This is a genomic window from Paraburkholderia solitsugae, assembly GCF_013177695.1.
In the GTDB taxonomy this organism is placed as follows: Bacteria; Pseudomonadota; Gammaproteobacteria; order Burkholderiales; family Burkholderiaceae; genus Paraburkholderia; species Paraburkholderia solitsugae.
The window spans coordinates 1-12,963 of record NZ_WOEY01000111.1; the positions used below are offsets into that span (position 1 = coordinate 1).

Consider the following 12,963-nt stretch of genomic DNA (forward strand, 5'->3'; position numbering starts at 1 on the left):
CCGGATAGGGGCTGCCGCCCCGCCCACCCGCGAGAAACGAACCGGCGCTGCGCTCGCGAAAACGGCGCCAACAGCTGGCAAAAAGGTAGCAGAAAGGTCGTCAAGCGACTGATTTTCTGGCATAATCGCCGTTTTTCGACCATAGGCAAGTGGCTCGCGCCTAGATGCTGTCCGCATTCGTAGCGGCTGCTCGCGGGTTGGCTACCGCCAGATTAAAGGAAAGACCATGAAAGAAGGCATTCACCCGGATTACCGCGAAGTCCTGTTCGTCGACATGTCGATCGACTTCAAGTTTGTGACGCGCTCGACCATTCAGACGCGTGAAACCGCCGAATTCAACGGCAAGACCTACCCGCTCGCCAAGATCGAAGTGTCGTCGGAATCGCATCCGTTCTACACCGGCCAACAAAAGATCATGGACACGGCTGGCCGCGTCGAGAAGTTCAACAAGAAGTTCGGCACGCGCGCTACCGGCAAGGCAGCAGCGAAGTAATACCCGCCTCGTCGCCGGCCTTGGCCCGCAACGAAGCAGCAGCGAAAAAGGGCAGCTCACGCTGCCCTTTTTTGTCGCCGTTTTTTGCCTCCGATTCCGGACGCCCGGACGCGAAGCGTCGCCCGGCGAAGCGTCACCCGTTGCAGCGCCGTGTTACAGGCACCTCAATGACGTTGCTGGCCATTACCGGCCGTGACGCGCATCGCACGGCACGACTACAATGCCGGATGCTCCAAATTGGCCATTCCAGCCGGACACCCCGTCCGGTCCCGGCTGCACCGCTTATCCAATATCCACACACCGCATGAGACCTGCCGTTCGCCTCACTGCCTCCGCGACCAGTGCGCTGCCGCGCTGGCTGCTGCTGACCATCTGTATCGTCTACGCATTCTTCGGCCTGTTCGGCCGGGATCCGTGGAAGAACGAGGACGCAGCCGGCTTCGGCGTCATGTGGACGATGGCCAACGGCAGCGCGCACGACTGGCTGCTGCCGAATCTGGTCGGCAAGTACATGACGGAAGACGGCCCGCTCGGTTACTGGCTCGGCGCCAGCGCGATCCGCGCGCTCGCCCCATGGGTCGACGCGAGCAACGCGTCGCGCGTGTTTACGGGCCTGCTGTTCTGCGCGGCCTGCGCGTTCGTCTGGTATGCGGCCTACCTGCTCGGCCGGCGCGCCGAAGTGCAACCGTTCAAATACGCGTTCGGCGGCGAGCCGGAGCCGCGCGACTACGGCCGCACGCTCGCCGACGGCGCACTGCTGATCCTGCTCGCCTGCTTCGGCCTTGCCGAACGCGGCCACGAAACCACGCCGCAGTTGGCGCAGTTCTTCGGCATCGCCATGCTCGTCTATGGGCTTGTGCGAATGATCGACAAGCCGATCCAGGGCGCGCTGATCTGGGGCCTGGCGCTCGGCCTCGTCACCCTGGCAAGCAGCCCGGTGCTGGTCGGCGCGCTGTTGCTCGGCACCCTGGCGATGGCGCTGATCGTGCGCGAGGCGCGTTCGCGCTGGCTGCTGCTGGCCGGTTTGCCGGTGGCACTCGCGCTCTCGGTCGCGTGGCCGATCGCCGCGCTCGCAGCCTTTCCCGATGACGCGGTCTGGTACCTGAACCAATGGGTGCATGTCAGTCTGTCTTCGTTCGCCGGGCCGCCCGGTTCGGTGGCCGCCTACGCGCTCAAGAACCTGCCGCTCTTTACGTGGCCGGCCTGGCCGCTGGCGCTCTGGGCGTGGTTCAGCTGGTCGGGGCTGCGGCGCGCGCCGCACGTGGCGATTCCGCTGTCGGTGATCGGGCCTCTGCTCGTGCTGGTCGTGTTGCAGAGCCATCAGTCGAACCGGCTTTACATGCTGCTGCTGCCGCCGCTCGCGGTACTCGCCACCTTCGCGCTGCCCACGCTCAAACGCGGCGCGATCAACGCAATCGACTGGTTCGCACTGTTGAGCTTCACGATCCTCGGCAGCTTCGTCTGGCTGGTGTACGTGGCCGGGCTGACCGGCTTCCCGCATCCGCTCGCGCGCAACCTCGCGCGTCTCGCTCCGGGTTTTGTGCCGCAGTTCAAGATCCTGTCGTTCGTATGCGCGGTCGCCGTGACGATCTGCTGGTTCGTCCTCGTGCAATGGCGCCTCGCCCGTCATCCGAAGGTTCTGTGGCGCAGCGTGGTGCTCTCGAGCGCCGGCACGACGCTGATGTGGGTGCTGCTGATGACGCTGTGGCTGCCGGTCGTCAACTACAGCCGTACCTACAAGGACGTCGCCGAGCAGATCGCGAGCCATCTGCCGGATGACTACACCTGCATCTCGCCGGTGCGCCTCGGTAACGCGCAGATCGCGACTTTCGCCTATTTCGGCGACATGCACTTCTCGTTCAATGAGGATTGCGACGTGATCCTGCGTCAGGACACCCAGGACTTCGGCGATCCAAGCGCTATGTCGGACTTCATGTGGAAGCTGGTATGGGAAGGCCGCCGCGTGGCCGACCGCGACGAACGCTTCCGTCTCTACGTGCGGATCGACCGTCCGAAGCCGCCGGTCGTCAAACGCCGCAGCTGGCACAAGAAGCTGGACTGATCGTGTTCGCCGACGTACGGAAAATCGCCGGGCTCGCATGGCCCGTGCTGATCGGCCAGTTGGCGATCATCGCGTTCGGCGTGATCGACACGGCGATGGTCGGCCGCTATTCGGCCGTCGATCTCGCCGCGCTCGGCCTCGGCTCGTCGATCTATATTTCCGTCTACATCGGTCTGACCGGCATCCTGACCGCGCTGCAACCGATCACCGCGCAACTCTACGGCGCGCGCCGCTACAGCGAGATCGGCGAGGAAGTACGCCAGGCGTTGTGGCTCGCGCTCGCGCTGACCGCGATCAGCTTTTCGATTCTCTACTTTCCAGGGCCTGTGCTGCAGTTGGCGCGCGTGCCCGGAGCGCTGCATGAGCGCACGGTCGCCTACCTGCAGATTCTGGCGTTCGGCTTGCCCGCCGGCCTCGCCTTTCGTGTCTACAGCTCAATCACCAATGCGGTCGGTAAGCCGCGGCTCGTGATGATCCTGCAGATCGGCGCGCTGCTGCTCAAGTTTCCGCTCAACACGTGGTTCATCTTCGGCGGACTCGGCGTGCCGGCGCTCGGCGGACCGGGTTGTGCGCTCGCCAGCACCTTGATCAACTGGGGGCTGGCAGCAGTTGGGATGCTGCTGTTGACACGCGTCTACGTGTTCAAGCCATTCGCGATCTTTGCGCACTTCTGCTGGCCAGTCTGGCGCCGGCAGGCAGCGCAACTGCGCCTGGGCATTCCGATGGGTCTGTCGTATCTGATCGAAGTGACCTCGTACACGTTCATGGCGCTCTTCATTGCGCGCTTCGGCACGACGACGCTCGCCGGCCACCAGATCGCCGGCAACATCGGCGCAGTGCTCTACATGACGCCGCTGTCGATCGGCATCGCTTCGTCGACGCTGGTCGCCCAGGCACTCGGCGCGCATCGCCCTGAAGCGGCGCGTACGCTGTCGCGGCACGGCATCATGATGGCCGTGACGATCGCCTGCTGTTACGGCGCGATCGTGCTAGTGCTACGTCCGTACGTGATCGAGGGCTATACGCCGAATACGCAGGTCGCGGCGGCGGCGATGCCGTTGGTGCTGATCGTCGCGTGCTATCACCTGTTCGATGCCTTGCAGATCACGACCGCGTTCGTGCTGCGCGCGTACAAGGTGGCGGTCGTGCCGACCGTCATCTATGCGATCGCGCTGTGGGGCGTAGGACTCGGCGGCGGGTATCTGCTCGGCTTCAATGTCTCCGGTACCACGCCGGAATGGCTGACGGGCGCGCGCGGCTTCTGGGTCGCGAATACCGTCAGCCTGGCGATTGCCGGCATCGGTTTGCTGCTTTACTGGCGCGGCGTGAGCAAGCGGTATTTGCGCGCCGAGGCGGTGGTCAGGGTGGATACGGCGGCTTGACGCGCTGGCAGCCGCCCGCCTTTCTCTTTTGCCTCAAGCAGCTTGCGCCTCCTTCGACGCGTGCCCCTCCTCCAGCGCCTGATCTCGCCGCTCGAAAATCTCCCGCGCCGCGAACAGCGCGTTCAGCGCCGCCGGGAAGCCTGCGTAGAGCGCCATCTGCATGAACACCTCGACAATCTCCTCGCGCGTGCAGCCGACGTTCAATGCCGCCTCGATATGTACCTTCAGCTGCGGTTGCGCGCAGCCGAGCGTCGCCAGCGATGCAATCGTTGCGATCTCTCGCGTGCGCAGATCGAGTTGTGGCCGGCTGTAAATATCGCCAAAACCGAATTCGATCAGCAGGCGTCCGAAATCCGGCGCGATCGGCGCGAGCGCGGCGATCACCTGCTCGCCGGTCGAGCCGTCGATTTCCTTCAGTTTGTTCCAGCCTCGGGTGTAGCGATCGTTTTGTGCGTGTTCCATGGTGAGTCCTTTTCCGAATGCGAAAGCGATTGGGTTTCGTCGATCTGTCGTGTCGGTGTGCCCGCGGCGGGCGTCCGCCCAGCGGTTTGCTGCGCAGCTGCTTCGTAGTAAGCGATCTTGTCGATGATCGCGCCGAGGTTGCTCTGCAACTCGGCGATCCGCGCCAGAACCGCATCCCGATGCGCCACCAGCATGTCGCGGCGCTCACCCACCGTAGGCTGACCTTCTGCCCGCAGCGCCGCGAACGCCTGCATCCCGGCGATCGGCATACCGGTCGCCTTCAGACGCATCACGAACCGCAGCCAGTCGAGATCGGCCGGCGAATACAGGCGATGCCCCGCCTGCGTGCGCCCGACCGCCCGAATCAGCCCCGCCTGCTCGTAATAACGCAGCGTATGGGTGGAGACGCCGATCATCCCGGCGACCTCGCCGATGGTGAGTGCTTTTGACATTTTCGACATGACGGAACTCAGGTTAGGACTTCGAGTGCACTCTAAGTCAAGTGGAAGACGCTGTCATTTATCCGCGCTGTCATTATTTACGATGAGCCAAGTTGATCGATAAACTCATAATTGCTTAATCGCCAGGCAAAAGCTTCAAATATTGTCCCGCCTGATTTACTTGTCATGAATCGATCGGTATAAATCGTCGGCGTTTGCAAATAAGGGCGCGCAATTTGTTCTATGCTTAAGCGCAGCGCCTGCTGCAGGCTGCGTCGTCCGTTCCCGGCTAACTTTTTTGCCCTCAATGGAGTGCTTGCCATGCTGAAGAAGCTTTTGATGCTTTGCGTTGCTTTGGCTTTGTCGCTGTCGGCCGGATTTGCGGCGGCCGTCGAAGTGAATTCCGCCGATCAGGCGGCGCTCGAATCGGTCAAGGGCATCGGCCCAGTGCATGCGAAAGCGATTATCGACGAACGCACCAAGAACGGCCCCTTCAAGGATGCTGACGATCTCGCCACTCGCGTCAAAGGCCTCGGCACCAAATCGGTGACCAATCTCGAAGCAGCAGGTTTGACCGTGAACGGCGCGTCCACGCCGCCTACGGGCGTCAAGGCCGCCTCGAAGTCCAGCGGCACCGCCGCCAGCACCAAGGCAGCGCCAGCAGCCGCGCCTGCGGCGACTACCGCGGCCGTCACAACGGCACCAGCGGCACCGGCTACGCCTGCCGAGGCATCCGGCACCAAGGCGTCGAAGTCGAAGAAAAAGAGCAAGGCTGCGGCGTCCGACGCGGCGGCGGCTTCCGCGCCGGCTATGGCGGCCGCTGCTAGCGCGCCGGCCGACGCATCCGGCACCAAGGCTTCAAAGAAGAAGGCGAAGAAGAGCAAGGCTGCATCGGCCGCGGCTGCCTCTGGCGGCGCGTAAACCGGGTAGAGCGCCGGCAGCATGGCGGCAGCGCTGGTCACATGTGATGTACGCGTGATGGACACATAAGCGCCGCCCGTTCCCGTCCGCCTCCCCTCCACCAGCGCCGCGCGACCGCGCGGCGTTTTCACCCGCTGACTCGTCGAACACGGGTCGGCATTCAAGAGAGACTGTCATGAGCCTACTCGACACTATCGGTTCCCTGGTTGGCAAATCGCCTGAAGGCGGTGGCCAGCAAGCCCTCGTTTCAGCCGCACTGGAATTCGTCAATAACCAGCCGGGCGGCCTGAACGGCCTGATCAGCAGCTTCAAGGAAAAAGGCCTCGGCGACGTCGTTTCGTCGTGGGTCGGTAACGGTGAGAACCAGGCGATCGCGCCCGATGCACTACACAGCGTGCTTGGCTCGGATGCTGTCGCCAGCCTCGCCGCGAAAGCCGGCGTGCAGCCGGATCAGGTCACGGGTCTGCTATCGCAGATTCTGCCGCATGTCGTCAACGCGGCAACGCCCAATGGTGAAGTGCCCGCCGAGGGCCAGGTGAACGCGAGCAGCGTGCTCGGGGCGCTCGGCAGTCTGTCGTCGCTGTTCGGCAAGGGCAACGCGTAACGCCGAACGTACCGGCCGCCGCCGCGCTGATTCGGGCGCACCGCGGCAAATAAAAAGGGCAACGAATCAAGATTCGTTGCCCTTTTTTCATTCGTCCGTCAGGGGCGACTCAACCACCGCCGCCCTGTCGGCGCTGCAATACGCGCCGCAGGCGGTGACTAGAACACCACTTAATGCACGACGCGGTCGAACACCAGTTTGCCGTCTTCCACTTCGACCGGAATCACATCCTTCGGACCGAACTTGCCCGCCAGGATCAGCTTGGCGACCGGGTTCTCGATCTCCTGCTGGATTGCGCGCTTTAACGGCCGTGCGCCGAACAGCGGATCGTAGCCCACCTTGCCGACGTGCTCGAGCGCCGCGTCCGACACCACCAGTTGCATGTCGAGCTTGGCAAGCCGATCATGCAAACGCTGTAACTGAATCCGCGCGATCGACTGGATGTTCGAGCGGTCGAGCGCATGGAACACCACGACGTCGTCGATCCGGTTCAGGAACTCGGGCCGGAAGTGCAGCTTCACTTCTTCCCAGACCGCGTCCTTCACCGCTTCCTGCGGCTCGCCGACCATCGCCTGGATCACCTGCGAACCGAGGTTCGACGTCATCACGATCACCGTGTTCTTGAAGTCCACAGTACGGCCCTGGCCGTCGGTCATGCGGCCGTCGTCGAGCACTTGCAGCAGGACGTTGAACACATCCGGATGCGCCTTCTCGATTTCGTCCAGCAGGATCACGCTGTACGGCTTACGGCGCACGGCTTCGGTCAGGTACCCCCCTTCCTCGTAGCCGACGTAGCCCGGTGGCGCGCCGATCAACCGCGCGACGCTATGCTTCTCCATGAATTCGCTCATGTCGATACGGATCAGATGATCTTCCGAATCGAACAGGAACGACGCCAGCGCCTTGCACAGCTCAGTCTTGCCCACACCGGTCGGCCCCAGGAACAGGAACGAGCCATACGGCCGGTTCGGATCCGCCAGACCCGCACGCGAACGGCGAATCGCATCCGCCACCGCCGTGATCGCTTCGTCCTGACCGACCACGCGGTCGTGCAGTTTCTCTTCGATCATCAGCAGCTTTTCGCGCTCGCCCTGCATCATGCGCGACACCGGAATGCCGGTGGAACGCGAGACGACTTCAGCAATTTCTTCCGCGCCGACTTGCGTGCGCAACAGACGCGGCCGGGTCGGGTTGTTCTGCTCCTTCGCTTCGGCCTGCGTCACTTCCTTCAACTGCGCTTCAAGACCCGGCAGCTTGCCGTACTGCAACTCGGCGACCTTCTCCAGCTTGCCTTCACGCTGCAAGCGAATGATTTCCGCACGCGTTTTTTCGATATCTTCCTTCAACTGCGCGCTGCCCTGCACCGCCGCTTTTTCCGCAGTCCAGATTTCTTCGAGGTCCGAATATTCGCGATCCAGCCGCTCGATTTCTTCTTCGATCAGTTGCAGACGCTTTTGCGACGCTTCGTCCTTTTCCTTCTTGACCGCTTCGCGCTCGATCTTCAACTGGATCAAACGACGGTCGAGCCGATCCATCTCTTCTGGCTTCGAGTCGATTTCCATCTTGATCTTCGAAGCGGCTTCGTCGATCAGATCGATGGCCTTGTCCGGCAGGAAACGATCCGTGATGTATCGATGCGACAGTTCGGCTGCGGCGACGATCGCCGGGTCGGTGATGTCGACGCCGTGATGCAGTTCGTACTTCTCCTGCAAACCGCGCAGGATCGCGATGGTCGCCTCGACCGACGGTTCGTCGACCAGCACCTTCTGGAAGCGGCGTTCGAGCGCGGCATCTTTTTCGATGTACTTGCGATATTCATCGAGCGTGGTGGCCCCGACGCAATGCAGTTCGCCGCGCGAGAGCGCCGGCTTGAGCATGTTGCCGGCATCCATTGCGCCTTCGGCCTTGCCCGCGCCGACCATGGTATGAATTTCGTCGATGAAGACGATGGTCTGGCCTTCGTCCTTCGCGATGTCGTGAAGCACGGCCTTCAGGCGTTCTTCGAACTCGCCGCGGTATTTCGCGCCGGCCAGCAACGCCGCCATATCCAACGACAGCACGCGCTTGCCCTTGAGCGTTTCCGGCACTTCGCCGTTGACGATACGCTGCGCAAGACCTTCGACGATCGCGGTCTTACCCACGCCCGGCTCGCCGATCAGCACCGGATTGTTCTTGGTGCGGCGCTGCAGGATCTGGATCGACCGGCGAATTTCGTCGTCCCGGCCGATCACAGGGTCGAGCTTGCCCGCCCGCGCACGCTCGGTCAGATCGACGGTGTACTTTTTCAGCGCTTCGCGCTGGCTTTCGGCGTCCTGGCTATGCACCTGCGAACCGCCGCGCACCGCCGCGATCGCGCTTTCCAGCGACTTGCGCGACAGGCCATGCTGACGCGCGAGGCGGCCGGCCTCGCCTTTATCGTCGGCGACCGCGAGCAGGAACATCTCGCTCGCGATGAACGTGTCGTCGAGTTTTTGGGCTTCCTTGTCCGCCTGGTTCAGCAAGCCGGTCAGCTCGCGGCCGATCTGCACGTTGCCGTCGGTGCCCTGCACCTGCGGCAGGCGCGTGATGGCATCGTTCAGCGCGGTTTGCAGCGCCTGGACATGCACGCCGGCACGCGAGAGCAGCGAACGCGCCGAACCATCCTGCTGGGCGACGAGCGCCGACAGGACATGAACCGGTTCAATGTATTGATTGTCATGGCCGACGGCGAGGCTCTGCGCGTCAGCCAGTGCTTCCTGGAATTTAGTGGTAAGTTTGTCGATTCTCATCAAGAGACCTCCAATTTCGATTACCACCAAATTGAGGCGTTTTACGCAGGTTTCAAGCGCTTTTTTGCAATCAGCAACAACTATTTAACATTTGACGCGCGAGAACTTGCCGGCAGGTTTCAGGAAACCGGCGCCGCGCCGCCAGCAGAAGCGACCGGCACGATCGGGATGACGGCGCTTAAACCCAGCAGCGCGGCCAGCGGGCCGTGCGGCGCCGCCACCTCGCCGATCGTGTGGCGGTCGAGTTCAGCGAGGAAGGCGTTGCGTGCCGCCTCGAGCGCGCCGCGCAAACGGCAGTGCGGTGTAATGACACAGGCGCGGCGCTCACCTTGCTGGTCCGGGAAGCAGCCGACCAGCGCAAAGTCGCTTTCCGTGGCCCGCACGATCTCGCCCACGGTCAACGCGCTGGTTTGTTCGGCGAGCCGCAGGCCGCCGTTACGCCCACGCACGGTCTCGACCCAGCCGAGTTCGCCGAGTTGCTGCACCACCTTCATCAAATGGTTCTTGGAGATCCCGTACGCGTCCGAGATGTCCTGGATGGTCGACAGGCCCTCGCCACGGACGGCGAGATACAACAGGACGCGCAGCGAGTAATCCGTATAGTCGGTCAGTCTCATAAGTGCCGGTGCCACGATGAGCGCAAGCCGCGATCCGGGGGTAACCGCGTCGATGCAAGGGTTGCGGGGGGCCGTCGCCTCGCCATAAGATGCAGGCGGCACGCATATTTTATTATTCTGCGCTGACAGGCGGTGTTTGTCTTTCGCCAGTAATGGTAACGTTTCCCGCCTAGGCCATTCATACGAAAAGCGGGGTATTCGCGGCCTAGTTTCTTTTGTTTGCACACGGTTTGAGGCCATTCGTGACGGTCTGTGGCGCTGTGTGGCGATTCATAATGAATAGTTTCAATATCTGGAATTTGCATGAATCCGTCTTTCCCTCCCGCACCAACTGTCGAACGCGCCGCCGAGCCCACCGAAGCGAGTATTCGCGAACTCGTCTATGGCTTTTACGACCGCGTGCGCGCCGACCCATTGCTCGGCCCCGTATTCGAAGCGACGCTGGCGGGCCGTTGGGATGACCACCTGCCCAAGATGTGCACGTTCTGGGGAAGCCTCGTGCTGGGTGCGAAGCAATATCGCGGCAATGTTCAGCAGGCGCATCAACCGCTCGAAGGCGTCGAGCCGCAGCATTTCAGCCGCTGGCTGTATCTGTTTCTGGATACGGTGGAGTCGCGCTACCAGCCGGCTGCAGCGGTCCGCTTCATGGAACCGGCGCTGCGTATCGCGCAGAGTTTGCAGTTGAGCCGCTTTGGCTGGGATTACAAGATTCCGGCGGAGCAGCAAGCGTTGCTGGAGCGCGTCACACCGAAGCGGCGTCCGCGCGACGATGAGCCACACGATTCGGCGGCCGGCGTCGCCTCGACGCGGCCGCCTGGCGAGCCATTTCCGACGCGGATCATCGGAAAAGGGAAAGACGATTGACGTAGGCGCCTGAGAAGCGCGCGCTAATCCGCTTCCTGGTTACCCGATTCGACACCCCACCTGGCCAGCGCCGCGTCGTCGGTGACGCGGGCGTCGACCCAGAGCTCGCCGTCTTCAGTCTTCTCTTTCTTCCAGAACGGCGCCTGGGTCTTCAGATAGTCCATCACAAACTCACACGACGCGAAAGCGTCGCCCCGATGGGCGGCGGTGGTCGCCACCAGCACGATCTGGTCGAGCGGATAAAGCTTGCCGACCCGGTGCACGATCAGCACTTCGATCCCCGGCCAACGCTCACGCGCGCTCACGACGATCGCTTCCAGTGACTTCTCCGTCATGCCCGGATAGTGTTCGAGTTCCATGGTTTCGACCGTGCTGCCATCGTTCAGATCGCGCACGGTGCCGACAAAACAGGCCACCGCGCCGATCTTCGGATTGCGCGCGCGCAACGTGGCGACCTCGGCGGTGAGGTCGAAATCTTCCGTCTGGACGCGAACGGGCATCTCTGGCTCCTGTGCGGCTTAGCGAGGCTTAGCGGGTTTAGCGGGTTTAGCGGGTTTAGCGGGTTTAGCGGGTTTAGCGGGTTTAGCGGCGATCCGGTTCGGCTCAGCCGCCGGTGACGGGCGGAAAGAACGCGACTTCACACCCTTCGGTGATGCGCGTGCCGGCGTCGGTCATCACGTGATTGCAGGCCATGCGCAGCGCGCGGCCCTCAGCGAGGGTGTCGGCCCAGATGCCACCGCGCACGCGCAACCAGCCACGCACGTCGCCGACGGTCGCGATGCCGTCGGGCAGATCGACCGTTTCGTCGGCCGTGTCGAGCGCTTCGCGCACGCTTGCAAAATATCGCAGTTGAATCTTCATTGGGAAACCGCCGACTGTTGCCGGCCTCAGTTCAGCAATTCGGAAAAGGGGATGAAACGCACGGTTTCGCCGACGCTGATTGCATGGTTCGGCGGATTGTCGATCAAGCCGTCGCCCCATACGGTCGATGTCAGCACAGCCGAGCTCTGATTCGGAAACAGATCGAGACCGCCGGCCGCATTGATGCGCGCGCGCAGGAACTCGTTGCGACGGTCGGCCTTCTTTTGCGTGAAATCCGCGCGCAACGACAGCACACGCGGGGCCACCGTCCGCATGCCGGCCAGAAGCAGGACGAACGGGCGAACGAACAGCAGAAAGGTCGCAAAGCTGGAGACCGGATTGCCCGGCAGGCCGATGAAGAAGGTTTCGTCTGACGAAGCCGCATCCGCCTGCTGCGCGGCACGGCGCACGGCGCCGAACGCAAGCGGCTTGCCCGGTTTCATCGCGATCTGCCACATCGACAGGCGCCCTTCCGCCTCGACTGCCGGCTTGACGTGATCTTCCTCGCCTACCGACACGCCGCCGCACGTGAGGATCAGATCGTGCGCTTGCGCGGCTTCGCGCAGTGTGGCGCGGGTCGCGTCGAGTTTATCGGGGACGATGCCGTAGTCGGTGACGTCGCAGCCGAGTTTTTCCAGCAGCCCGCGCAGTGTGAAACGATTCGAGTTGTAGATCGCGCCGGGCTTCAGCGGCTCGCCAGGCATGGTCAGTTCGTCGCCGGTGAAGAACACGGCGACTTTTACGCGGCGGCGCACCTGGAGTTCGGCGCAGCCGACCGAGGCGGCAAGTCCCAATGCTTGTGGTGTCAGGCGCGTGCCCGCTGGCAGGATGATCGAGCCACTGCGGATGTCCGCGCCTTGGGCTGTGATCCATTCGCCCGGTGCCGGGCTGTGGAGCAGTGTGACTTCGTTGTCGCTTGTTTCGGTTTGTTCCTGCATCACGATGGCGTCGGCGCCAGGTGGCACCGTTGCGCCCGTGAAGATGCGGGCTGCTGTGCCTGGTTTTAGCGGTTCGGGGGCGTGGCCGGCTGGAATGCGTTGCGAGACTGGGAGGAGGCGGTTGCCATTCGCCGTCAAGTCTTCAGTCCGGATCGCGTAGCCGTCCATTGAACTGGTGTTCATCGGGGGGACGTCGAGCGGTGAAGTGACGTCAGCCGAGAGGACGCGGTTGAGCGCTTCCAGCGTGGGGATCGATTCGGTGCCGGTGATCGGGCTCGCTGCGCTGAGCAGGGTCGCCAACGCTTCGGCGGTGGAGAGCATCGGTGCGCGGGGCGTTGGAGTGGACATCTTCTGGTCTCGGAGCCGCAGGGTAAAAGAATATTGTAGCGGTCGATCGCGGTGGCCGGTGGCGGGTGGGAGTTATGGTGGGGTTTTTTGCCTTCGGTGGGGTTTTTTGCCTTCGGTGGGGTTTTTTGCCTTCGGTGGGGTTTTTTGCCTTCGGTGGGGTTTTTTGCCTTCGGTGGGGTTTTTTGCCTTCGGTGGGGTTTTTT

The 12,963-nt window shown here is 62.8% G+C and carries 13 protein-coding genes and 1 pseudogene; 6 read left to right on the forward strand and 8 right to left on the reverse strand.

What is annotated here, in order from left to right; all coding sequences use genetic code 11:
- The first annotated feature begins 226 nt into the window (after positions 1–226).
- The 3 genes from GNZ12_RS28075 (at position 227) to GNZ12_RS28085 (ending at position 3,937) form a co-directional block, all read left to right on the forward strand.
- Complete coding sequence (locus GNZ12_RS28075; RefSeq protein ID WP_028196650.1) at positions 227–493, forward strand: type B 50S ribosomal protein L31; 267 nt, start codon at positions 227–229, stop codon at positions 491–493.
- A 304-nt stretch (positions 494–797) separates the two neighbouring features.
- Positions 798–2,555: an ArnT family glycosyltransferase gene (locus GNZ12_RS28080; RefSeq protein ID WP_172315445.1), complete on the forward strand. Its 1,758-nt coding sequence runs from the start codon at positions 798–800 to the stop codon at positions 2,553–2,555.
- Between the two features lie 2 nt (positions 2,556–2,557).
- Complete coding sequence (locus GNZ12_RS28085; protein WP_172315446.1) at positions 2,558–3,937, forward strand: MATE family efflux transporter; 1,380 nt, start codon at positions 2,558–2,560, stop codon at positions 3,935–3,937.
- Between the two features lie 33 nt (positions 3,938–3,970).
- Here the strand turns inward: GNZ12_RS28085 and GNZ12_RS28090 are convergent, their stop codons facing one another.
- From GNZ12_RS28090 to GNZ12_RS28100, 3 genes are all read right to left on the reverse strand, one after another.
- Complete coding sequence (locus GNZ12_RS28090; RefSeq protein ID WP_172315447.1) at positions 3,971–4,399, reverse strand: carboxymuconolactone decarboxylase family protein; 429 nt, start codon at positions 4,397–4,399, stop codon at positions 3,971–3,973.
- Positions 4,351–4,860 (reverse strand): MerR family transcriptional regulator, encoded by a 510-nt coding sequence (locus GNZ12_RS28095; RefSeq protein WP_172315448.1) that lies wholly within the window; start codon positions 4,858–4,860, stop codon positions 4,351–4,353. The genes GNZ12_RS28090 and GNZ12_RS28095 overlap by 49 nt, the downstream gene beginning before the upstream one ends.
- A 77-nt stretch (positions 4,861–4,937) precedes the next feature.
- Positions 4,938–5,162, reverse strand: a complete 225-nt coding sequence (locus tag GNZ12_RS28100) for a hypothetical protein (protein WP_172315449.1) — start codon at positions 5,160–5,162, stop codon at positions 4,938–4,940.
- On the opposite strand from GNZ12_RS28100, the gene GNZ12_RS28105 reads away from it, so the two are divergent.
- The gene (locus GNZ12_RS28105; RefSeq protein WP_172315450.1) at positions 5,161–5,760 is read left to right on the forward strand and encodes a ComEA family DNA-binding protein; all 600 of its coding nucleotides are present in this window, start codon (positions 5,161–5,163) and stop codon (positions 5,758–5,760) included. The genes GNZ12_RS28100 and GNZ12_RS28105 overlap by 2 nt on opposite strands.
- Positions 5,761–5,926: 166 nt before the next feature.
- Positions 5,927–6,364: pseudogene (locus GNZ12_RS28110) on the forward strand (YidB family protein); the annotation flags it as partial.
- 170 nt (positions 6,365–6,534) lie between these two features.
- Here the strand turns inward: GNZ12_RS28110 and clpB are convergent.
- Together clpB and GNZ12_RS28120 are read right to left on the reverse strand one after the other, a co-directional pair.
- The gene (clpB, locus tag GNZ12_RS28115) at positions 6,535–9,132 is read right to left on the reverse strand and encodes an ATP-dependent chaperone ClpB (protein ID WP_172315452.1); all 2,598 of its coding nucleotides are present in this window, start codon (positions 9,130–9,132) and stop codon (positions 6,535–6,537) included.
- Between the two features lie 119 nt (positions 9,133–9,251).
- Complete coding sequence (locus tag GNZ12_RS28120; RefSeq protein ID WP_172315453.1) at positions 9,252–9,749, reverse strand: Rrf2 family transcriptional regulator; 498 nt, start codon at positions 9,747–9,749, stop codon at positions 9,252–9,254.
- Between the two features lie 303 nt (positions 9,750–10,052).
- Between GNZ12_RS28120 and GNZ12_RS28125 the strand changes: the two genes are divergently transcribed.
- Positions 10,053–10,613, forward strand: coding sequence for a group III truncated hemoglobin (locus GNZ12_RS28125; RefSeq protein WP_172315454.1), 561 nt, complete (start codon positions 10,053–10,055; stop codon positions 10,611–10,613).
- Between the two features lie 23 nt (positions 10,614–10,636).
- Here the strand turns inward: GNZ12_RS28125 and GNZ12_RS28130 are convergent, their stop codons facing one another.
- The 3 genes from GNZ12_RS28130 to GNZ12_RS28140 form a co-directional block, all read right to left on the reverse strand.
- Entirely contained in the window at positions 10,637–11,113 is a 477-nt protein-coding gene (locus tag GNZ12_RS28130; RefSeq protein WP_172315455.1) for a molybdenum cofactor biosynthesis protein MoaE, read from the reverse strand.
- 103 nt (positions 11,114–11,216) lie between these two features.
- Positions 11,217–11,474, reverse strand: coding sequence for a molybdopterin converting factor subunit 1 (gene moaD / locus GNZ12_RS28135; RefSeq protein WP_074284303.1), 258 nt, complete (start codon positions 11,472–11,474; stop codon positions 11,217–11,219).
- Between the two features lie 26 nt (positions 11,475–11,500).
- Positions 11,501–12,733: a molybdopterin molybdotransferase MoeA gene (locus tag GNZ12_RS28140; protein WP_172315456.1), complete on the reverse strand. Its 1,233-nt coding sequence runs from the start codon at positions 12,731–12,733 to the stop codon at positions 11,501–11,503.
- Positions 12,734–12,963 lie beyond the last annotated feature (230 nt).